Annotated in this window: 21 protein-coding genes and 1 pseudogene; 5 read left to right on the top strand and 17 right to left on the bottom strand. The window is 38.4% G+C overall.

Annotated elements, in window-relative coordinates; translation table 11 throughout:
• Nucleotides 1-8 precede the first annotated feature (8 nt).
• A complete protein-coding gene (locus AC1MGI_RS07680) occupies nucleotides 9-707 on the bottom strand; it encodes a LytR/AlgR family response regulator transcription factor (protein WP_480349180.1) in 699 nt (232 codons plus the stop codon).
• A gap of 165 nt (nucleotides 708-872) precedes the next feature.
• On the opposite strand from AC1MGI_RS07680, the gene AC1MGI_RS07675 reads away from it, so the two are divergent.
• Together AC1MGI_RS07675 and AC1MGI_RS07670 are read left to right on the top strand one after the other, a co-directional pair.
• Complete coding sequence (locus AC1MGI_RS07675; RefSeq protein ID WP_400626630.1) at nucleotides 873-1,625, top strand: ABC transporter ATP-binding protein; 753 nt, start codon at nucleotides 873-875, stop codon at nucleotides 1,623-1,625.
• Nucleotides 1,615-2,772 carry an ABC transporter permease gene (locus tag AC1MGI_RS07670; protein ID WP_480349179.1) on the top strand — a complete coding sequence of 386 codons (1,158 nt, stop codon included), beginning with the start codon at nucleotides 1,615-1,617 and terminating at the stop codon, nucleotides 2,770-2,772. Before AC1MGI_RS07675 ends, AC1MGI_RS07670 begins: the two co-directional genes overlap by 11 nt.
• Nucleotides 2,773-3,269: 497 nt before the next feature.
• On the opposite strand, the gene AC1MGI_RS07665 is transcribed toward AC1MGI_RS07670, so the two are convergent.
• Both AC1MGI_RS07665 and AC1MGI_RS07660 read right to left on the bottom strand, forming a co-directional pair.
• Nucleotides 3,270-4,055, bottom strand: a complete 786-nt coding sequence (locus tag AC1MGI_RS07665; RefSeq protein ID WP_480349178.1) for an SDR family oxidoreductase — start codon at nucleotides 4,053-4,055, stop codon at nucleotides 3,270-3,272.
• 253 nt (nucleotides 4,056-4,308) lie between these two features.
• A complete protein-coding gene (locus AC1MGI_RS07660) occupies nucleotides 4,309-5,046 on the bottom strand; it encodes an SDR family NAD(P)-dependent oxidoreductase (RefSeq protein ID WP_480349177.1) in 738 nt (245 codons plus the stop codon).
• A 193-nt stretch (nucleotides 5,047-5,239) separates the two neighbouring features.
• Here AC1MGI_RS07660 and AC1MGI_RS07655 point away from each other — a divergent pair, with 193 nt between their 5' ends.
• The gene (locus tag AC1MGI_RS07655; protein WP_480349176.1) at nucleotides 5,240-5,845 is read left to right on the top strand and encodes a TetR/AcrR family transcriptional regulator; all 606 of its coding nucleotides are present in this window, start codon (nucleotides 5,240-5,242) and stop codon (nucleotides 5,843-5,845) included.
• Nucleotides 5,846-5,957: 112 nt separating this feature from the next.
• On the opposite strand, the gene AC1MGI_RS07650 is transcribed toward AC1MGI_RS07655, so the two are convergent.
• Nucleotides 5,958-7,325 carry an aspartate kinase gene (locus AC1MGI_RS07650; RefSeq protein ID WP_480349174.1) on the bottom strand — a complete coding sequence of 456 codons (1,368 nt, stop codon included), beginning with the start codon at nucleotides 7,323-7,325 and terminating at the stop codon, nucleotides 5,958-5,960.
• Between the two features lie 208 nt (nucleotides 7,326-7,533).
• Here AC1MGI_RS07650 and AC1MGI_RS07645 point away from each other — a divergent pair, with 208 nt between their 5' ends.
• Together AC1MGI_RS07645 and AC1MGI_RS07640 are read left to right on the top strand one after the other, a co-directional pair.
• Nucleotides 7,534-7,788: a hypothetical protein gene (locus AC1MGI_RS07645; RefSeq protein ID WP_480349173.1), complete on the top strand. Its 255-nt coding sequence runs from the start codon at nucleotides 7,534-7,536 to the stop codon at nucleotides 7,786-7,788.
• Between the two features lie 409 nt (nucleotides 7,789-8,197).
• Entirely contained in the window at nucleotides 8,198-8,329 is a 132-nt protein-coding gene (locus tag AC1MGI_RS07640; RefSeq protein WP_082675147.1) for an FbpB family small basic protein, read from the top strand.
• A gap of 188 nt (nucleotides 8,330-8,517) precedes the next feature.
• Here AC1MGI_RS07640 and deoC read toward each other — a convergent pair whose 3' ends face one another.
• From deoC to cydS, 13 genes and pseudogenes are all read right to left on the bottom strand, one after another.
• Entirely contained in the window at nucleotides 8,518-9,195 is a 678-nt protein-coding gene (gene deoC, locus AC1MGI_RS07635) for a deoxyribose-phosphate aldolase (protein ID WP_480349172.1), read from the bottom strand.
• A gap of 64 nt (nucleotides 9,196-9,259) precedes the next feature.
• Entirely contained in the window at nucleotides 9,260-10,561 is a 1,302-nt protein-coding gene (locus AC1MGI_RS07630; RefSeq protein ID WP_480349171.1) for a pyrimidine-nucleoside phosphorylase, read from the bottom strand.
• A gap of 324 nt (nucleotides 10,562-10,885) precedes the next feature.
• A complete protein-coding gene (locus tag AC1MGI_RS07625) occupies nucleotides 10,886-11,497 on the bottom strand; it encodes an AmiS/UreI family transporter (RefSeq protein ID WP_480349170.1) in 612 nt (203 codons plus the stop codon).
• Nucleotides 11,498-11,601: 104 nt separating this feature from the next.
• Nucleotides 11,602-12,783, bottom strand: coding sequence for a NupC/NupG family nucleoside CNT transporter (locus AC1MGI_RS07620; RefSeq protein WP_480349169.1), 1,182 nt, complete (start codon nucleotides 12,781-12,783; stop codon nucleotides 11,602-11,604).
• Nucleotides 12,784-12,906: 123 nt separating this feature from the next.
• Nucleotides 12,907-13,308, bottom strand: coding sequence for a cytidine deaminase (locus AC1MGI_RS07615; RefSeq protein WP_427692393.1), 402 nt, complete (start codon nucleotides 13,306-13,308; stop codon nucleotides 12,907-12,909).
• Nucleotides 13,309-13,934: 626 nt separating this feature from the next.
• On the bottom strand, nucleotides 13,935-14,879 hold the full coding sequence (locus tag AC1MGI_RS07610) for a sugar-binding transcriptional regulator (RefSeq protein ID WP_480349168.1): 945 nt from the start codon (nucleotides 14,877-14,879) through the stop codon (nucleotides 13,935-13,937).
• 361 nt (nucleotides 14,880-15,240) lie between these two features.
• Nucleotides 15,241-15,665, bottom strand: a pseudogene (locus tag AC1MGI_RS07605) (IS630 family transposase); the annotation flags it as partial.
• An 83-nt stretch (nucleotides 15,666-15,748) separates the two neighbouring features.
• Nucleotides 15,749-15,958 carry a hypothetical protein gene (locus tag AC1MGI_RS07600; protein WP_480349167.1) on the bottom strand — a complete coding sequence of 70 codons (210 nt, stop codon included), beginning with the start codon at nucleotides 15,956-15,958 and terminating at the stop codon, nucleotides 15,749-15,751.
• A gap of 188 nt (nucleotides 15,959-16,146) precedes the next feature.
• Nucleotides 16,147-16,482 (bottom strand): iron-sulfur cluster biosynthesis family protein, encoded by a 336-nt coding sequence (locus AC1MGI_RS07595; RefSeq protein WP_480349166.1) that lies wholly within the window; start codon nucleotides 16,480-16,482, stop codon nucleotides 16,147-16,149.
• Nucleotides 16,483-16,730: 248 nt separating this feature from the next.
• Nucleotides 16,731-16,925: a hypothetical protein gene (locus AC1MGI_RS07590; RefSeq protein ID WP_062184546.1), complete on the bottom strand. Its 195-nt coding sequence runs from the start codon at nucleotides 16,923-16,925 to the stop codon at nucleotides 16,731-16,733.
• A 338-nt stretch (nucleotides 16,926-17,263) separates the two neighbouring features.
• Nucleotides 17,264-18,988 carry a thiol reductant ABC exporter subunit CydC gene (gene cydC / locus AC1MGI_RS07585; RefSeq protein ID WP_480349165.1) on the bottom strand — a complete coding sequence of 575 codons (1,725 nt, stop codon included), beginning with the start codon at nucleotides 18,986-18,988 and terminating at the stop codon, nucleotides 17,264-17,266.
• A complete protein-coding gene (gene cydD, locus AC1MGI_RS07580; protein ID WP_480349164.1) occupies nucleotides 18,985-20,718 on the bottom strand; it encodes a thiol reductant ABC exporter subunit CydD in 1,734 nt (577 codons plus the stop codon). The genes cydC and cydD overlap by 4 nt, the downstream gene beginning before the upstream one ends.
• 129 nt (nucleotides 20,719-20,847) lie before the next feature.
• A complete protein-coding gene (gene cydS, locus AC1MGI_RS07575; protein WP_480349163.1) occupies nucleotides 20,848-20,949 on the bottom strand; it encodes a cytochrome bd oxidase small subunit CydS family protein in 102 nt (33 codons plus the stop codon).
• Nucleotides 20,950-20,957: the final 8 nt, after the last annotated feature.

Raw genomic sequence — 20,957 nt, 5'->3', positions numbered from 1 at the left:
TTCACCCTTTAAAAATAATGATTTTGTAAAAAGTCGACCTTTTCCTTCGTAATCATCGCCTGTTCTTCCATTCCTTCGAAGGTGACGATATAGGAATTTTTTGCATAGAGCGAGAAGTTTTTCACATAGTGAATATTTATGATGAATGATCGATGGGAGCGCAGGAAATCACGCTCTCGTAATTCACCTTCTAATTCATTAAGAGTTTGATACGTTTTTATCGGTCCTGACTTCGTATGAATCGTCGTCGATCGCCCTGATCTCTCGATAAAAACAATATCCTTCTTTTGAATAATATGTATATCGTTTTTTTGCTTTAAGTACAGCCTACCCGCAATCTCGGCCGATTTAGATTTCTCCATTAACCGCTCAATCGATTGGATTAATCTGTCCTTCGAGTAAGGCTTCATAATATAGTCGTGTACATTCAATTCAAAAGCATGCACCGCATATCCGCTCGTACCTGTAACGAAAATGACCGAAATGTCTAATGCATGCGAATGAATAATATCCGCCAGCTCATAGCCAGATAAATTCGGCATCTCAATATCCGCAATCAATAAATCAATCGATTCCTTCTTGATCTGATCATACGCTTCTTCCGCCGAAAGAGTTGAGAACACAACCTCAACATCTGAAATTCCTTGCACAATGGCAAGTAATTTATCTAAATCAATCATTCGATCATCTACAAGACCAATCTTCATACAATCACCCTCATTTGCCTGTTGCTTCTTCTATTTTAGCATCTCAATAGGGAAAAATGACCTTTTTATGACAATAAACGGAATATTCGCGACATAAGTGCAGATTCCTTCTATGATTCTTTGTATGATAAGAACAAGAAAACGAACGAGTCAGGAGGAATGAAAATGATTGAAATTCATGAAGTAACAAAAAAATTCCAAGATAAAAAAGTATACATTACCGCATTAAAGCATGTTTCTTTTTCTGTAAAAAAAGGCCAGGTCGTCGGTTTACTCGGTGAGAACGGTGCTGGAAAAACAACCTTGCTACGAACGATCGCAACTCTGCTTACGCCAACAGATGGGCAAGTATCAGTAGCGGGATTCAACACATTGAAACATGCAGATGAGATCAAAAAAAGGATTGGGGTATTGTTCGGTGGCGAAACTGGGCTATACGATCGTCTTACCGCCCGTGAAAACTTAGAGTATTTTGCCATGTTATACGGATTAAGCAAGCATGAAACAAAGGTACGTATCGACGACTTGGCAAAAATGTTTGGGATGAAAGACTATCTAAATAGGAAAGTAGGCGTTTTTTCCAAGGGGATGCGCCAAAAGGTGGCCATCGCAAGGACGCTGATTCACAATCCTGATATTATCCTGTTTGACGAACCGACAACGGGTCTCGATATTACATCATCCAATGTCTTCCGCCAGCTCGTCCATCAGCTAAAGCGCGATGGAAAGACGATTATTTTCTCAAGTCATATCATGGAAGAGGTTTCTATGCTTTGCGACACAGTGGCGATGATGCATAAAGGAGAACTTGTCTATCACGGCGATTTAGAGGAACTTTACAAATCTGAAGGTAGCCGCGATTTAAACTATATTTTCATGAGCAAACTTGTAAGGGGGAATGGAAACTATGCTTCTTAATATCTATCTAAAAGAAATCAAGGATTGCTTCCGAGATCGAAGGACTTTATTGCTGACTGTCCTTCTGCCAATTATCATGATGACTGGTTTAACACTATTTTACGAAAAATTAATCTCCGATGGTGGCGATGATACGTACACACTTGCTGTTGATACCTCATTTGGTACAGATGAAGCGAATATTTTTGCGGCCCATAAGAATATTGAACTTGTGAAATCTTCAAATCCCGAAAAAGCCTTGCAGGAAGGTGACGCACAAGCTGCCTTAATATTAACGCCTGGTTTTATCAGAAATATTGAAAACGATAAAGAAGCCTCGGTAACACTGATCGGTGATTCTTTCAGCCAAAACTCATCCAATCTAATGAACATCGTTACAAATGCTCTATCCACTTATGAAATGTCCATTATTTCAGAACGATTGCAGACTCAAGAGATAGATTCAGCATTAATCGAGCCATTTACGATTCATCAAAAAGAAATGTCCGAAGAAAACCCTAATATTAATTTAATTGCGATGTTAATTCCAATGATGTTAGCTCTTGCAATTGGCATAGGTGCAGGTCCAGCAGCTTCCGATCTATTCGCTGGTGAAAAAGAAAAGAAAACGATGGAAGCTCTATTAATGACACCAGCCAAACGTTCCACCTTGCTTCTCTCAAAATGGTTAACAATCTCAACCATTGGTGCCCTAACTGGAATCATCACGTTAGTCGTTGTAGCATTAGAAATCACCTTTTTAACTGAAAACCTGAATAAGGCCGTTTCATTTGGTGATAATGCCTACCTAATCATCAGTCTAGCTATCCTAGTCTCAATCATCTATGCCATGTTTATTGCATCCCTTCTTATGGTGACAAGCATTATCGGAAAAACTGTCAAGGAATCACAAAGCTACAGCACACCAATCCTAATGGTTGCAATCTTCCCAACTTTATTTACTTCAACGATCGGGATCAATGAACTTTCATACCAGCACTTTGCCATTCCAATCCTAAACATATTCAGCCTGCTAAAGGAATTAATCTTCGGCATCATTAATTATGAACATATTTTGCTTACAGTCGGCAGCAACCTGATTTGCATGATTCTTTTCTTCATCATCGGAAGAATTATGTTCATGAAAGATAGATGGGTGATGAATTAAGTAGAAAAGGATGACTCTCGGTAAAAATTTTCCCTTGATGCATCCTTTTTCTTTTTTAAGAAAATTTTATTTTCCTTATTCCAAGCAGCAAAAAAACACACCCAAATAGCAGTAAGATACCCACATTGTCTAAAATAGCAAAGAAAGTACCACCCATTCGCGATTTCCTCAATTCCTCTCATCGCTCATGTTTACGGTAGAAATTCAGCCATTTTTCTGCATAAAAATTGGTTCGATTTCTAGTGGCCAATATACATCCGCAATCAGACATGTGGAGATCACAAGAAGATTAATGAGCATTGGTTGCTGTTCAACGATCTATTCTGATGTAGCAATCAGACAAAGCACGGGGCGGTTCCCGTGCTTCTCTGTTTTGTATAACTACACTTTGGATAGTTCGTAAATTATAATAAAGCATTTATTGAAAACCGTGACATATCAGTTTTTCGAGTGGGATAGAAATTGATGGTTAGAGTAGGTGAAGCAGATAAAACTTCTCAATATTTATAAGATTGTCCACCATCGATTGGAATAACGGTTGCGTTGATGAAGTTGGCTTGATCAGATAGTAGGAATGCCACCAAATACCCCACTTCTTCTGGTTTACCGAAACGTTTCATTGGGTTTGGCTCAACAAATTGTTTCCCCACTTCTTCCCAGTTATCTGGATCCATTTGTTTTAATGAACCTTCGACCATTGGTGTCATGATTGCGCCTGGTGCAATGGCTTTGATGCTGATTCCGTATTGTCCGTATTCAATTCCAGAGTTTCTTGTTAAACCGACCACACCGTGTTTACTAGCTGCATAACCAGATTGGTTTCCTACCCCACGAATACCGCCAACAGAAGCAGTATTTACAATAGAGCCAAAGCCTTGTTCTCTCATAACTTTCAGTACGTGCTTCATACCGTAAAACACACCATTTAAGTTGACATTGACTACTTTTTGGAATTCATCATTGCCAAAATCTTCTGTTAGGTTTTGTTTGCCTTCGATCCCTGCGTTGTTGAAGAAACCATCGATTTTCCCAAATTTCTCAACTGTTTTATTTACATAATTTTCAACTGCTTTTTCATCTGCCACATTCGCAGTGAGTAGCAACACTTCTGCGTTTGGTGCAACTTCTAGCACTTTACTTTTTGTTTCTTCTAATGAAGCAGCATTTAAATCAACGAGTGTAAGTTTAGCTCCTTCTTTTGCTACTTGTAAGGCAGAGGCTTGTCCTAAACCAGATCCTGCACCTGTAATTACTATGACTTTCCCATCAAAACGATTGCTCATTTGAAATTTCCTCCTTTATTTTTGTTTCTAGGTCTAAGGGGAAGATCTTATCATCATAGGAAACGATAAATAACGTTTACTTAGATATCCCCTTGAATTATTTTTTAAAACATATCTCTTATTAAGGATATATAAAGGTGAAAGTCACCTTTTCCTACTTAGTCCCCAGGTGGTACAAGTAATCCCATAAAGCTAGGTCACGAAGAACCATTCACTGTTTTAAACTTGAAGCAAGATTCGTCCCCGTGAATGTTTATTGCGCCGTATATCCACCATCAACCGTTAAGGTATTTCCAGTCATGAATGAAGAATCATCAGAAGCCATGAATAATACTGCTTTTGCCATTTCTTCTCCTTTTCCAAGACGTTTCATCGGTGTGACTGCCGCTAAAGCTTGCTTGCTTTCTTCCGGTATAATTGGTGTATCAATAAAACCAGGGCATAATGCGTTAATACGAATATTTTGTTCTGCATATTCAAGTGCAAGTGAACGAGTTAAGTTAATCACGCCACCTTTTGCTGCGTTATAGGCTGCTGAACCGGGTGACCCAACCCAACCGTACATAGATGCCGTATTAACAATCGTACCGCCACCTGTTTTTAACATTTCACGAATGGATTCACGTGCTACTAAGAAGACACCGTCTAAATCAACATTTACCGTTTTGCGCCATTCTGAGTACTCTAAATCATGTGAAGGATGAACACGACCGATACCCGCATTGTTGAAGACAACATCCACTTTACCGAACGTTTCAACGGTTTGTTTAAAGATATTTGCAACTTCTTCTTCGCTCGTAATATTTGCTTTTATAAAAAGAGCTTCAGCATTAAACGCTTTCAACTCTGACTCAAAAGATTTCCCTTTTTCCTCATTTAAATCAACAAGAACCACTTTGGCTCCTTCTGAAACGAATAAACGTGCTGTTTCTGCTCCAATACCAGATGCTCCACCGGTAATTACAGCTACTTTGTCTTGTAATTTTGCCATCCCAAATCCTCCTAGTATTAAAATTCTTTACCACACTCTAGAGAAAAGTACTAGATAACTCTAATATCTGTACTATTTTGTTTACAAACTAATTTTACTATCTTGTTCACATTTAACAATCATTAAGATATCATTAAGTGTCTACTAGTTAGACACTTATGATAAATCTGTCTATTCTGAGGGAGGTTTTTTCATGACTAACGAAAAAAACACGACATCCGGGCGACAAATTCGAACAAAAGCGCATTTAAAGCAATCATTAATTGAACTCATAAAAGAGAAGGGTTACCATTCCGTTACTGTAAAAAACATTGTCGATTATGCCACTTATAATCGAAGTACCTTTTATATCCATTACCCAGATAAAATTGAATTAGCTGAAGATTTACTTGTATCCATGCTTCAAGGGCTAGAAGCTTCAGTAGGCAAACCGTATGTACCTGGTCACAAGGTTTATACAGTCAAGCTAAATGCACCATCTTTTAATATCGTTTCATATATCTATAAAAATCGTGATTTTTTTGAACTGATTAACTACGATGACACGTTACCAGGATTACATACAAGGTTCCCTCAATCGATCTTAAAAATCTATAAGGAACAATTTATTTTCGAAACAATCAACAATATCCCAGTCAATATGGATTATTTTAAACGTTATACAGCCTATGGCTTTTATGGACTCCTTCACAATTGGATCCAAAATGGCTTCAAAGAATCCCAAGAGGAATTCATCCAAGAAGTCATTGATCTAACGAAAACACATATTTACTCACTTGAGTATATTGGAAATAACTAATAGGTGCTGCCACTTTATCAATGTGGATGGCCTAAGAAACACCCTATCAATTCATGATAAGGAAATTTCAAAAATAAAAAGGCAAACACATCAACTGTGTCTGCCCTTCTTGTTATACATTCACCGCTACATTTGTAAAAAACTCCTGATATAACGCACGAACGGCTTTTTCTTCATCTCGCGCTTTGATGCCAAACATCATGCTTACTTCCGAAGAGCCTTGGTTAATCATTTCAATGTTAACTTTTGCATTAGCAAGAGCCTTCGAAGCCCGAGCTGTCGTACCTACATTATGCTTCATTCCTTCACCGACAACCATAAGCAAAGCAAGATCATGCTCCACTTTTACTTCATCGGCATGAAGTTCATTCATGATTCTCTCCACAATATTAGTCTCGATTTCCTTGTTCAATCGGTGCTCTCTTAAAATAATCGTCGTATCATCAATTCCTGATGGAATATGTTCATAAGAAACATGAAAATCTTCTAAAATTTGTAGCAATTTGCGTCCAAACCCGATTTCACGGTTCATTAAGTATTTTCTTACATAAATGCTACAGAACCCTTTGTCACTAGCAATCCCAACAACAGGGCCATTCTCATTTTCACGAGTATTGACAACTTTTGTCCCAGGTGCAGATGGATTATTCGTATTTTTTATTTGTACGGGAATTCCTGCACGAAAAGCCGGGAAGAGCGCTTCATCATGGAAAACGGAGAATCCTGCGTAAGATAACTCGCGCATTTCACGATATGTAAGTTCCTTGATTGGCTTCGGATTCTCAACGACAGAAGGGTTAACTGAATAAACAGCATCCACATCCGTGAAATTCTCATACAAATCCGCTTTCGTTCCATTGGCAAGAATTGAACCCGTAATATCTGAGCCACTTCTAGAAAAAGTTACAACTTCGCCAGCGTCGTTATAGCCAAAGAAGCCTGGAAAGACAAGAATGCCTGATTGATCACGAAGCTTTGAAAGCTGTTCATACGATTCTGGGAGGACTTGCGTATAGCCTTCTTCGTCCGTGACGATGAGTCCTGCTGATTGTGGATTAATGTAATGGGCCTCGATCCCCTGTTTACGAAAATAAGCGGAAACCAGCTTCGCATTATTATCTTCCCCACTCGCTTTAAGTGCGTCAATATATCTTGTTGGCTTGCTTTGATTACCATGAAGTAGACCGATGAAGTGTTCACGAATTTCCGCAATCACCTGTTCTTCCAGCTCTAATTCTTTAGCTATTTCAGCATATCGGCCCATAACCATCTCTAATAAATCCATGGCATCATCGCCAGCTAGCTGAGCCTCTGCACAAGCAATTAATAAATCCGTCACTTTTATATCTTCAAAATTTCGTTTCCCTGGAGCCGATACGACAACAATTTTCCGTTCCGAGTCCGAGATCACGATATCAAATACTTTTTTTAATTGTTCACCCGATGCAAGTGAAGAACCACCAAATTTCACAACTTTCAAATCATACAACCCCTATAAAAAGAATTATCAGTTAATATTATCTTATTATTACGCTAAACGAATAAATAAGCAAGAGAAATTCTTTTCATGTGTACAATTGTACTTTTATAGAGGACACCCATTTCTCTCATAAAATTTATTTAGGCGCTAAATCATCTTATAATTATGAAAGTTTTCATACATTCATTTTAGGAAGCGGGCTCTATCAATGTGGGTATTATTGGCCATTCTCCCGAGTTTATGCTTTGGGATTAATAACACGGTGTTTAAGATTAGTAACAGAAAAGGCATTTCAAAAATTCATGTTCAGTTTTCCTTTTACTTAGTAGCCTTTATCATGACAGCGAGTGTCGGACTTCTAAACGGTCAGTTTCATCCGCATTGGCTTTCATTGATTCTTGGTTCAGCTATTGGGATTTCGAATGCAAATAAATGGCAATATCCAAATGTCCAAGGCGTTTGAAAAAGGTCCTGCAAGTCTCACGTCACCTTTGATTGCGGCGAATGCTATTTTTCCATAGGTGCTGCGCTAATTTTCGGGGAGCATTTGTCTTTCATTCAAGGAATAGACGTATTTTGCATGCTCGTTGCTGCCATCGCGATTCAATATGCACCACATGCAAAAACAGACCTTCGGGAAATAGGGTCTGAACCCTTTTTAATAACACAAAGACCCTTACATACCAAGGGATATGTCTATTATACCAAGCTTGGGAAATGGTTTCTGATCTCAAAGGACACAGAATTGTCGAAATTTCCCCAATTAAATTATCAGAATTGTTGTATTATTTAGATAGACTACTTTAATAACTTAGTTATTCCTTTTCCTACTTCTCAGAATCAAAAATAGATTAGAAAGGAGTATCGTGTTTATGAGACTCATCAAAAAATCATTTAAAGAATTATTGCAAGAGAATAAACAAGAATTACTTAACGATAAAAAAGCATTAGAAAAAATTGAAATACGTATTGAAGAACGCCATGAACTTAAAAAGCTAGCTTAACAAAGCTAGCTTTTTTGGATGTTTATCAAATTCTTTTCACGAAAGATCAGACTTAATACCAAAAATTTTTTATGGGTATGAATAATAGTAGCAAATCGTCATTAAAACCCAGCGTTTTTTGCTAATTCACATATTATAGAATGTGTATTTCAGTGCTCTCGGCGTTTGCTTGCATCATCATTAACCAATCAATAAACTGAGTTGGATTGTTGACCATTTACAATCGCAATACCGGAGCTTGCACCGATACGAGTTGCACCCGCTTCTACTAACGCTTCCACATCAGCAAGGTTGCGGACTCCACCTGAAGCTTTAACGCCTACATCTGGTCCAACTGTTTTACGCATTAATGCGATATCAGTTACTGTTGCTCCTCCTGTAGAGAAACCAGTAGATGTTTTGACAAAGTCTGCGCCTCCCTTAACAGAAAGCTCACATGCACGTACTTTTTCTTCGTCTGTCAATAAGCATGTTTCTATAATGACCTTTGTTATTGCTTTTCCTTGTGCCGCATCAACCACCGCTTTGATATCGTTCAAAACAAGTTCATCGTTTCTATCTTTTAAAGCACCAACATTAATAACCATATCCACTTCTGTTGCACCTTTTTCAATAGCATCCCTCGTTTCGAATGCTTTTGTTTCAGGAGTAGAAGCTCCTAATGGGAAACCGATGACTGTGCACACTTTTACATCCGGCGTATCCTTCAATACTTCGAAGGCAGTTTCAATTTGTACAGGGTTCACACATACAGATGCAAAGCGATGTTCCTTCGCCTCTTTCGCCAATTGGATAACGGCTTCACGGCTAGCATCTGCCTTTAATAATGTATGGTCTATCAAGCGAGCGATTTGTTCTTTATTCATATTCGTTCCTCCGATAATTTAAGATTAGAAATAGCCATTATAGTATGTTCCGCAATGCTTAACATCAATGGATTTCTGCATGTACAAGGACAGGGTCCGCTACTTTTGTAAGTGAAAATCTGTATGATTCATAAATACGTTCCATAACATCATCGACATTTTCGCGATTGCTGTAGATGGTAACGATTGTATCGCCTTTTTTTACTTCATCGCCGATTTTCTTATGCAACATTAATCCGACAGCCAAATCTACAACCGATTCTTTTGTTGCCCGTCCCGCTCCAAGAATCATGGCTGCTGTACCGATGCTATCCGCTTCTATTTCTGCTACATATCCATCTTCTTTTGCCAATACCGAAATTTCATATTTAGCTGCGGTCAATTTAGATGGATCGTCAATAACAGAAGCATCCCCGCCTTGTGCAATGACGAACTCCTTGAATTTTTCAAGTGCTTTACCATTCGCAATGACTTCTTCAAGCATTTCACGTGCTTCTTCAACCGTTTCTGCATGCTTAGCCAATACAACCATCTTGCTGCCTAAAGTTAAGCAAAGCTCTTCCAAATCTTTAGGACCTTCGCCACGAAGAGTATCGATTGCTTCTTTCACTTCAAGTGCATTACCAATTGCGAAACCAAGCGGTTGATCCATGTCAGATATAACAGCCATAGTATCACGGCCGACATTTTTACCGATTTCAACCATCGCATGAGCTAACTCTTTAGCACTTTCTATATCTTTCATGAAAGCACCGGCACCCACTTTTACATCAAGTACGATCGCATCAGAACCTGAGGCGATTTTCTTACTCATAATGGAGCTTGCCATTAATGGGATGGAGTTAACGGTAGCTGTAACATCACGCAGACCGTAAATTTTCTTATCCGCTGGAGTCAAGTTTCCTGTTGGCCCTGTAACAGCAACTTTCACTTCATTCACTTGTTTAATGAATTGGTCAGATTCTATTTCTGAGTGGAAACCAGGAATAGATTCGAATTTATCCACTGTGCCGCCAGTATGTCCAAGTCCGCGTCCAGAAAGTTTTGCAACCGGAACACCAACCGCGGCAACTAATGGAGCTAAGACGATTGTCGTTGTATCACCGACACCGCCAGTACTATGCTTGTCGACTTTAATGCCTTCAATGGCTGACAGGTCAATTTGATCACCTGAGTTAACCATTGCCAGTGTCATATTAGCTGTTTCTTTAGCAGTCATCCCTTTAAAGAATACAGACATTAAGAAAGAAGACATTTGGTAATCAGGAATAGATTCACTTGTATAACCTTCAATTATAAAATTGATTTCTTCTTTCGTTAATTCACCACCATCGCGTTTTTTTCCGATTAAATCTACCATTCTCATGTAATCCAACTCCTCTTGTATATGTTATTTTGCTCTTTATGAATTTTTTGATTTATTATGCGCTGAATAAATCTGCCATTTCGGCTGTTCCGAAAGCGTCTTTCATTTAAAAAGTATTTAGTTGTTGTATCCCTGCCGAGCATTAATGTTTCCGCCTTCAGGAGCGGAAGAAGATATTCGTCGTAAAACTAGCTTTTGTATGGGATGCTGACATCCTTTGAACTTTACTTAATCAGTTTTGAACAAACGTAAAATCCCAACTGAACTTATGTGAAAATAATCATCACGTGACCCGTAGTATTCCTCTTTGGGATCCTTGCCTTATTAAGATACTGCTTGTTTTTGTTGAAGTGCTCTAAGATCGACAGCTCCCTTGATGAAATACAGAATGGAAACTGACAAAACTACCAGCCACAAACGTTGAATCACCAATTCTTCCCACATTCCGATAAACGAAAGAAGGGCAGGAAATGTCAAAGTCACAAAAGACTGCACAAGAGCCACTTTACCGACATACTCTTCAATCGGTTTCTTTAAAATATTAAGAGCATAGAATAAATACCATAAAAATGCCCACATCAGCCAAGTCAACGCTGTCACATAATCATGAAAATGAACGATTGAAATAAGCGTATAGAAGATAGCGATCATTGTCACCCAAGCTGAAAACCAACCTAGGCCGCTACCGTCCATTCCTTTATAAAATGTGAAGGACACATATAGAAATGTTAGGCCAAATAAGAAGGTAGCCGCAAGTCCATAGATTGTCCAATGGCTCTGATCCGAAATCATTATTAAATAGAAGGGGATTATGATTTGCAAAACCCCCACAAAAAAGTTTAAGATAGCCACACTCTTAGCTTCTGCTTTTCCTTTTAGCATCAATCCATTAAGGAATAATACAGCGCCTGAAAGCAGTATCCCTACATTTATCATGAACAAGTACCTCCTGTTGGTGCATCGCCCTGTTGAAGAGAGACGAATGAAGAAAAAAGTAACATATATCCATTTTTCAGGAGTTACTTTTTTCTTTTTTCTATTTAGATGATTAATCCGACGATTGTTGCTGTTAAGATACTCACAAGTGTTGCTCCGTAAAGAAGTTTCAACCCGAAACGAGCAACCACATTCCCTTGTTTTTCATTCAAGCCTTTTACCGCACCAGCGATAATACCGATAGAAGAGAAGTTAGCGAATGATACAAGGAATACAGAAATGATTCCAAGCGTACGAGCACTAAGGGTGTTAGCAATATCCCCCAGACTTATCATAGCAACAAACTCGTTCGTTACAAGCTTCGTCGCCATAATACCGCCAGCAGAAATGGCCTCTGCCCAAGGAACACCCATTAAGAATGCAATCGGCGAAAAGATGTATCCTAAGATTCCCTGGAACGAAATACCGAAGATCATATCGAATAATGAATTAATCAATGCCATCAATGCAACGAATCCAATGAGCATGGCACCGACAATGACAGCCACTTTGAATCCGTCCATGATATACTCCCCAAGCATTTGGAAGAAGGACTGTTTCTCTTCATCTTCGATAGTAAGAATATCTTCATTTTCATCTACTTTGTACGGGTTGATAATGGACGCAATAATGAAGCCCCCGAACAGATTTAGCACAATCGCTGTTACGACATATTTCGGATCAATCATGGTCATGTAAGCACCCACAATGGACATCGAAACCGTCGACATTGCAGATGCACACAGTGTATACATCCGTTGAGGCGAAATTTTAGCTAATTGTTTCTTGAGTGTGATAAACACTTCCGATTGACCTACCATTACTGACGCAACAGCGTTATAAGATTCCATTTTCCCCATTCCATTGACCTTACTTAACAGAAAGCCTATCCATTTCATGAATAAAGGAAGGATTTTAAAGTGTTGCAGAATACCAATCAGTACAGAAATAAAGACAATCGGCAAAAGTACATTGAGAAAGAATGGCGATTCACCTTCATTAGCCAATCCTCCGAATACAAACGAAACCCCGGCACTGGCATATTCCAATAAACCTTCGAATACACTCGATATCCCTTTAATTAAGATATAACCGAAGCGTGTATTTAAGAGTACGGCAGCCAATAAAAACTGAATAACCAACATAAGAATAATATTCTTGTATTTAATTTCTTTTCTATTTTTGCTTATTAAAAATGCCAAACCGAAAACCAGCAATAACCCACAAAACGATATTAGATATCTCATAAGTCCCTCCAAATGTTGTGGTGTATCGCAAAAAAACGCGTGTTTCTGACTATACACCTTATATGTGCAATCTGACAATAATCGGTAACATCCTTATAGTAAATCACTATTTATTAAGCTTGTTTAGCTTTTGTGCATATCATTGGATGTAAAATAACCAGGCAACAATTGTTCAATTGTCGTTTCATGAATATCGCCAATTAGGTTTGCAAGATAGATTTTTGTATCTTTATTTGCAAACTCTGCTATTACTTGCCGACAGGCTCCGCATGGAGATACTGGCCCGTCCGTATCAGCGACAATTGCAATTGCTTTCATTTCTGTTTCTTTATCTGAAACCGCTTTAAAAATAGCCGTACGTTCAGCGCAATTGGTTAGTCCATAAGAAGCATTTTCAATATTGCATCCAAGAAAAACCTTATCATTTCCTGACAAAACTGCTGCCCCTACATTGAATTTTGAATATGGTGTATATGCACTTTCTCTAGCTTTAATTGCTTCTTTCACTAATGTAAGTTTGTCCATTCTACCTTCACCAATCCCTCAATTATCATTTTTCCCCACAGACAATGACCGATAACTCACACAGACAAAGTCAATTTGTATTCACCTTTATTTAGGTTAATCTAAACTTTACTCTGAAGCTGATAGGTCTAATTTTTTTCTAGGAAGAGTTGAAATACTTCAAAATCCTCCCAAATACCATAAGTAGTAAATTTTAAAGGTCAGAAGTCAGACAACTATAGATCAAAACTTTAGTACGAACCTTTGCAACTCATTCATTTTACATTTCGCAAACAATTGAAGGCTTGAAAACATATAAGTTGTACTGGTGTTTTTAGTTTCTTTTCCTTCGCACTTCTCTCTCGACTAACTAAACAGTTATAAGACCCTCCTCCTTAATGAGAAAGCGTTATCAAACAAAGTTAGACAAACCCGTATAAATTGAATTCGTTTGATTTCACTATAGCAAATCATAAAACATTTGTAAAACATAAAATTAACTTTTGTAAAATTACCACAACATCCTTATATTCCCTTTCCCCCATCCACCATGCCTGAAATCTCACTTGAACTACCACTAGCGAAGCTTCAAGTGGCTAATTCAAAAAAAGCACGGTAACCAAAAGGCTACCGCGTTTGCTTCAATCTTATATTTCTTTATTTAAAAGTATTTTTGCCGTGTTGGCATCTGTAATCAATACATTACTCATTTTCGACTTAATAGCTCCCCTTATACCATCAATCTTCTTCAAACCGCCGGCAACAAGAATGGATTGTTCTTTGTTCTTCAAGTCTTCCAATTCAACACCTATTGTTCTCGCATTTAAATCTGTATTGCAAATATGACCATCTTTATCGAAGAAACGGGAAGCAATATCACCGACAGCATGTTCTGAAATAACCTTTTCATCTTCATCAGTAAAATAGCCTAATTGAAAAAGGAGCGAATCGGTTCGCGGTACCCCAACCGTATAGATGGCAATATTAGCTTCTTTTCCAAGCGTAAGCAATTTACGAATATGACGGTCCGCGTCTATGGCTTGTTTTACAACGACATGATCAACAATTGCCGGTAAAGGAAGTTGGTAGAGCGTAGCATCAAATGCTTTCTCGAATAAATGCAATGCTTCTGATGCATAGGTTTTCTTTTGAGAATGGCTGACTCCGCCCTTCAACTGGACAATTTTCACATCCCGTACTGATTTATGCTTAAGATGCATAGCTACTTGGTACATGGTTGTCCCCCAAGTGATACCGATAATATCACCATCTTTGACAATACTGTTAACGTAGTTAGCAGCAATCTTGCCGATTGCCTGTTTTACAACATTCTCTTCGTATAGAGGAACGGAAACAACAATTGCCTTTTTCAGACCAAATCTCTCTTCAAGCTCCTCCCCCAACATTCGACAGTTCTCTGATGGATCCATAATCTTAATCTCAACAATTCCCTCTTCTTTCGCCTGTTGCAGGATCTTTGATACAGTTGGTCTGGAAACACCAAGTTTTTTGGCAACTTCCATTTGGCTAAAATCCATTAAATGATAGAGCTTAGCTGCTTCAACCATCTTTTCAATTTTTTCAGAGTTCATTATATTCAGCCTTTCGTATGCACATTTGTACTTATATTGTTACACATATGTATTTAGCCGTGCAAGACCATTCCTCTTTTTGTAAGTCTCTCCATCTAAATTCTTGATTTAGGTGGATAAGTTCACTGAATTTCCGGATAACTAATCTACTCTTTACGTTAGCCTGGTTATCAAACACAATTTTGATAAATCGTTCACCTATTACTAGTCGTAATATAATAGAAAAAAGGAATTATACAAAATTGGAAATTGTCGGTTGGAGAAATTAGATATTTGTTGGCACAAAAAATCGGTGATTCCAAAACATCAGAAAATCATTTTTTTATCCAAAAATTGTTCTATATGAAACGCATTAAACAATCTATAAAATTACGCATAACCCATCAATACCCTTTTGGGAAGTTTGATTGATCTTTGCAATAAAGACTTGAACATTTTACGAATTTCTTGTACAGACTCGTAAAACACATGATAAACAACAGATGTTTCACCCACTTCCATAACCCTTCAATCGGATTTAGATTAGGACTGTATGGGAGTTAAAAAGAAGCTTTAGGCGTTCTTGATGTTCCTCTAAAAAAGGTTGGATCAACTTAACATGATGAATTCGGGCATGATCAAGCACCATTACGATTTTCCTGTAGGGTATTCAACCAAGACGTTTTCTAGAAAGCGAAGAGACGGTTCCTGCATACAGAAAACAGACTCTGTTTCATAATTAAGCACACCAAATAATTTTACACTTTGGTGTTGACCGTACGCTGAGATATTTCGCTGCTGCCCTTTTGTGGAGGATCATAATTGGAGCTTTACAACATTACCAAGAACAAAAGAAGAAAAGTCCTGCATCAATTAACACAAGATCTAGCTCAAGCATTATTACGATCGACAAGAGTAGTTGAATTATCTGGAATGAGTTGATCGCCAGCACAATCTACATTCATCGTAGGAATATTAAGGGAATGTGAATGAAATAATTTATCCCCTTTCTCAATAATCCCGATCTTTTTAGCACCTTGATTTTCCCATAATTCACACAATCGAGACAAAGTTGCTCCCCCGCCAGGTCCACTTCCCATAATGAGGACATCATAAGGTGTGTTTGACATTTTTTGAAGTGTTTTTGTCGGTATCCAATTATTCTTATATGTCAAATTGTTTAATAAACTATTCGCCGTTAAAGTAGGCTTTGCTACCTTTTAGCAAAAGCTACTTTAACGGCGAGTTTCTTCTATATTATTTCCAATTAAAAACATAAATACCATTTCTATTCAACTTTATTAATAAACGCCATTCTTCCGTTTATGATTCGCTCCGGGCTCACTAACTGAAAACTATTAGCTGCATCTGAAAAATCAATTTTAAGTTCTTTTTCAAAAAAGAGCAATTTTGACTTTTCCATTAAAACAGCGCGGTTATTTGTTTCAAATAATTGATCTTTATTTTCTTCTGCAGAAGAAACCAACCATAAAGTCGGGATGCCGCCAGCACACCCAAAAAATTCGTTATCATCGATTTCGTATTTTATTTTCAGTATTCCTTTTTGTTCCCCAATTTTTTTGTTCAGTTCTTCTATCGCATTGTCTGTTATGGTGATATTCAACGGGCACACTTCCTTTTTTCTCTCTTCCCTATTAAATAGGTTAACCTATATTACACTGAATGTACTGTACCTACCATTCGGTACAATACTAGTTTAGCACTCTCGTTTATTGGTTGCAAGTATAAGAAATCACATGTTTATCTAAGCAAAATGATACTGCAAATATTTCAATCAAAAAAAACACTCCGTCTAGATTGTTACAACTAGATAGAATGTCATATTTTAGTCATTTGTTAACAATGCAGACTTTAAGCCCATTTAATAAGAATATACGCAATAGCGATTACTGAAATAACACCTAATCCTACATAGATTAGTGTTAAATTCGTTAAATTTCTTTTTGTAGCTGTGCTATAATCTTGATCACTTTTACCAGCTAGTTTAATTGTAGAAATAGCTGCAAATACACTAATAATAATGACTAGTATCATACTAACCTTCATGAAAATCTCCCTCCGAGCACCTCTTCTATTTAGTCTACTCCAATTTTCTCTATCTTCCGAATATTTTCCTTAATTATAATAGAACCACTTTATCTTATGCCATCCACTTTTCAATAAAATTGACCAACCACTTAAGCACAATCATGATCACTCTTGCTACAGTAATCAAGAAACTACACATTACCTTTGGATATGGGTCCTAGTTCCGAAATACAAAAAGGGGAGAATCACTACCAGTTTCTCTCCTTTTTAACAGAAAAGCAATTCCCCCTCTGTTTCCCTATAATATTATAAGAGGATTCCCCGAATAAGCTGTATGTATATAGCTCCAATCCCAATCATAAAAAAAGAACACTCTTCTCAATTTGCTTCATACCGTAAAAGTATCCTCTTTTCTCCATAAGCTCTGTGAACGAGCCGGATTCGACGACCATCCCTTGGTCCATTACAATAATCTGATCCATCTTGTCTAGGCCTGTTAAGCGATGACTTACGAGAACGAGTGTATCGTTTTTAGCTTGATTAAATAGGTGCCTATATATGTTTTGTTCCGTCAATGCATCCATTGACGAAGTCGGTTCATCTAATAACCATAAACGGCTTCCCTTTAATAGAGTGCGGGCAATTGCCAGCTTTTGTTTTTCTCCCCCAGATAGATTTTCTCCTTTTTCAAAAACGGCTTGATCTAACGTGTATCCGTCAAGCTGGGCCTTTGCTAGCGCTGCTTCTAATTCCTCATCTGTTGCATTCTCTCTTGCAAGAAGTAAATTTTCTTTGATGGTTCCATAGAAAAAGTGATTTTCCTGCAGAACTACATTCATGCTTTTCCAAATGCTTTCTTTCGTGATCATATCAATGGAAGTACTATTGAAAAAAATCTTACCATCATCAATTGTTTGCATTTTCATAAGCAGCTGCAAAAGTGTCGATTTTCCTGAACCGGATGGGCCAACGATTACTGTCTTTGACCCAGCCGGAAAAGTTAGAGAAACCTGATTCAGTACCGGCCGGGTGTGTTCAGAAAAAGAGAAAGATACCTTGTTAATATCAATGGCGATGGGATCTTGATCCAAGTTATAAATCTCGCTATCTGGCTCTACTTTCATAGGAGCATCCTTCCCCACCACCGAGAAAAGACGGGCTGCCGCTCTTCGACTGTCTTCGAAATGAACAGGGAAAGAGGCCAATGGAATCGAGTATTCAAATACATTCAAGGAAATCATCACAAGCATTGCGAGGTATAGACCATCCAATTTACCAGTGGTAACTTGGTAAGCCCCCAGCGCAACAATAGACCAGGAGACACCATTCGCGATTAACGTATTCAACGTTTGACTAAAATTAGCCGACCCTTCCTTTCTCTCTTGCTCCTTTATGTACAGATTGGAAAGCTGTAGCAGCCGTCGTTCTCTATCTTCCAGCTTCTGATAGATTTTCAAATCACGGAATCCGTAAAGAAACTCGGTTACTTCAGTAGACAATTCACCGCGCTCACTTTGAATTCCCTGCTCAATATGCCTTTGCCTTAGTGCAAATAAAATCGGGACGATAAAACCGGTTAAAATCATACCGGCAAATAATGACATGGCAACATAAATCGAGTAGAAAGAAGTAAAAACAATCGTACTTAAAAACACAAGAACGAAAACAATGGGGGGATAAAAAACGCGTAGATAGAAGTTTTGCAAACTTTCCACATCTCCAACAATGCGAGATAGAAGGTCGCCGCTTCGATACTTTTGTAAAATACCTGATGCCAGTGGTTCCAACTTCTCAAAAAAGGAAACACGCAAATTACCTAAAATGGCAAAAGTTGCCCGATGTGAAAAAAAACGCTCTGCATAACGACTGAGAGCACGAAGAATTGAGCATAGTTTCAACAATGCCAACATCACCGTCATCGTATACAAAGGGGGCACAAGGGCTGCTTTTGAAATCAAATACCCACTAGAAGCGAATAAGCTAATCGCAACGATCCCTGCGAAAAATCCAAACAAAATAGTATACAGGATGTCCTTCTTTTCTATTACAACTAACCGAACGACAAGTAGTAAATCCTTCATTTTGCACCCGCTCCTTGTTGCGCAAACACCATATTGCGATATTCTGAGACTGTTTCGATGAGTTCTTCATGTTTTCCAGTCGCAACCAACCTACCATTTTTCAAAAATAAGATTTGATCGGCATCTTGAATCGTATAGAGACGGTGAGCGACCGTGATCACCGTCGAATTCTTGCTCAATTCGCCCATCGATGCTTGCAATATTTGTTCTGTATATAAATCAAGCCCTGTTGTAGGCTCATCAAAAAGAATAAGGGAAGGTTTTTTTAAAAATGCCCTGGCGAGTGCAACCCTTTGCTTCTCGCCTCCAGACAGGCCCCTTCCTGCTTCGCCAATCACTGTATCAATTCCACATTCAAGCGATTGAATCATCCCTGATAGCCCCGCTTTTTCAGCGGCTTTTTCTACTTCCTTCATGGAGGCTTCCAGATCCCCGCCAATACGGATATTTTCAGCAATCGTTCCAGAGAAAAGATATGGATTCTGGGAAATATAACTAACTTGATTAAACCAGCTCGCTTCCTCGTACTCAGAACGCGGCTTCCTATTCATCTGTATCACTCCTGCAGTAGGTTCCAACAATCCAGCTATGATATGCAAAAGTGTTGTTTTCCCAGACCCATTAGGACCGACAATTGCTGTCTTCTCAAAAGGGAGAATCGAGACATTCAAATCCTTTAACGAAAAATCCCCTTCATTATAAGTAAACTTTAGTCCCTGGATCTCTATAGCAGGTGGAGGACTACTTTTAGGTAAATGCAAGGTTCCCCATGAGATTGAGTGCTCTTCTTGTATTAATTCGTCTGCTATCTTTTGGGCCGCCCCCATACTCCCACGTCCGGCATGAAAGGCACTTCCCAGGTCTTTTAACGACAAGTAAAAATCCGGTGTCAGTATTAATATGAAAAAGGCGGAGAAAAAGGTGATATTTTCGAAAACAACAAGGCGGAGACATAGCTCAAATGCAATCAAGCCAATACTAAGCGTCGAAATGAATTCTAATGTAAGCGAAGATAAAAAGGCGATTTTGAGTACTTCCATAGTAGCATCGCGGAAATCAAAGCTGCTTTTTTTAATGGCTTCTTTTTGCTGTCTCGCTCGACCAAAAAGCTTAAGCGTTGTTAGACCTTGTAGAATATCGAGAAAATGACCCGAAAAAGCGGTCATCTTTTCCATTTGGTTTTCTGCTTTTTTTTGCGTTTTCATCCCGATAATAATCATAAAAATCGGTATAAAAGGTGCTGTAATCAGCATAAGAAGACCTGAATAAGCAGGTTGGGTAAATACAGCAAGCAAAATAACAACAGGCACAATTGCGGTTTGGATGATTTGAGGAATGTAACTACTGAAATAACTGTCGATTTCATCTACCGCATCCATTACCGTACTTACCTTTCGCCCCGTCTGCCCACTCAAGGAAGTCTGGATCGGATTTTTGGCATATTTCACAAACAATGTTTCCCTTACTTCCCTTTTTACTTTTGAAGCAAGTTTGATGCCCGTTCTTCTTCCCATATACATGAATACCACCCTGGAGAAAAGTACGGCAAGCAAAATGCCTAACGGAAGCTCAATAGCGCTAAAGGAAGCAGCTTTTAGAAAGACCAAATCAACAATTTTCACAAAATAATAGGCTTGTATAATTATTACAACGCCTGTCAAACAAGCGAAAATAACCAGTAATAATATGGTTCCTCTCTTTGCAAACGCCATTTTTTTTAGCTGATTCATAACATCGCCGATCTCCCAACTTTATCCCGGTTTACCTAACCATCAGTGGAGGCTAACAAATTCCGACTGATGGAAGTTTCACTTTATCATTCCCGCTTCCTTTACCTCATAATCCGGGTACCTTTCTAGTCAACGGTATGTGTCTTTCCCCTTCGCCCCCCAGACAAATAATAGGATGATGGCGATTACGACAATAATCCATGGTGCTACCATAATTAAAAATGTAGTCAAGAACCCAC

The sequence above is a fragment of the Peribacillus sp. BM1 genome (genome assembly GCF_056679975.1).
The sequence above is the reverse complement of the archived record's forward strand: the minus strand, read 5'-3'. Positions and strand labels throughout refer to the sequence as shown.

Bases quoted from the DNA above. Each gene is read 5' to 3' on its own strand.
- AC1MGI_RS07680 (WP_480349180.1), bottom strand. From the start codon at position 707: ATGAAGATTGGTCTTGTAGATGATCGAATGATTGATTTAGATAAATTA.
- AC1MGI_RS07675 (WP_400626630.1), top strand. From the start codon at position 873: ATGATTGAAATTCATGAAGTAACAAAAAAATTCCAAGATAAAAAAGTA.
- AC1MGI_RS07670 (WP_480349179.1), top strand. From the start codon at position 1,615: ATGCTTCTTAATATCTATCTAAAAGAAATCAAGGATTGCTTCCGAGAT.
- AC1MGI_RS07665 (WP_480349178.1), bottom strand. From the start codon at position 4,055: ATGAGCAATCGTTTTGATGGGAAAGTCATAGTAATTACAGGTGCAGGA.
- AC1MGI_RS07660 (WP_480349177.1), bottom strand. From the start codon at position 5,046: ATGGCAAAATTACAAGACAAAGTAGCTGTAATTACCGGTGGAGCATCT.
- AC1MGI_RS07655 (WP_480349176.1), top strand. From the start codon at position 5,240: ATGACTAACGAAAAAAACACGACATCCGGGCGACAAATTCGAACAAAA.
- AC1MGI_RS07645 (WP_480349173.1), top strand. From the start codon at position 7,534: ATGTGGGTATTATTGGCCATTCTCCCGAGTTTATGCTTTGGGATTAAT.
- AC1MGI_RS07640 (WP_082675147.1), top strand. From the start codon at position 8,198: ATGAGACTCATCAAAAAATCATTTAAAGAATTATTGCAAGAGAATAAA.
- deoC (WP_480349172.1), bottom strand. From the start codon at position 9,195: ATGAATAAAGAACAAATCGCTCGCTTGATAGACCATACATTATTAAAG.
- AC1MGI_RS07630 (WP_480349171.1), bottom strand. From the start codon at position 10,561: ATGAGAATGGTAGATTTAATCGGAAAAAAACGCGATGGTGGTGAATTA.
- AC1MGI_RS07625 (WP_480349170.1), bottom strand. From the start codon at position 11,497: ATGATAAATGTAGGGATACTGCTTTCAGGCGCTGTATTATTCCTTAAT.
- AC1MGI_RS07620 (WP_480349169.1), bottom strand. From the start codon at position 12,783: ATGAGATATCTAATATCGTTTTGTGGGTTATTGCTGGTTTTCGGTTTG.
- AC1MGI_RS07615 (WP_427692393.1), bottom strand. From the start codon at position 13,308: ATGGACAAACTTACATTAGTGAAAGAAGCAATTAAAGCTAGAGAAAGT.
- AC1MGI_RS07610 (WP_480349168.1), bottom strand. From the start codon at position 14,879: ATGAACTCTGAAAAAATTGAAAAGATGGTTGAAGCAGCTAAGCTCTAT.
- AC1MGI_RS07600 (WP_480349167.1), bottom strand. From the start codon at position 15,958: ATGGGAAGTGGACCTGGCGGGGGAGCAACTTTGTCTCGATTGTGTGAA.
- AC1MGI_RS07590 (WP_062184546.1), bottom strand. From the start codon at position 16,925: ATGAAGGTTAGTATGATACTAGTCATTATTATTAGTGTATTTGCAGCT.
- cydC (WP_480349165.1), bottom strand. From the start codon at position 18,988: ATGAAGGATTTACTACTTGTCGTTCGGTTAGTTGTAATAGAAAAGAAG.
- cydD (WP_480349164.1), bottom strand. From the start codon at position 20,718: ATGAATCAGCTAAAAAAAATGGCGTTTGCAAAGAGAGGAACCATATTA.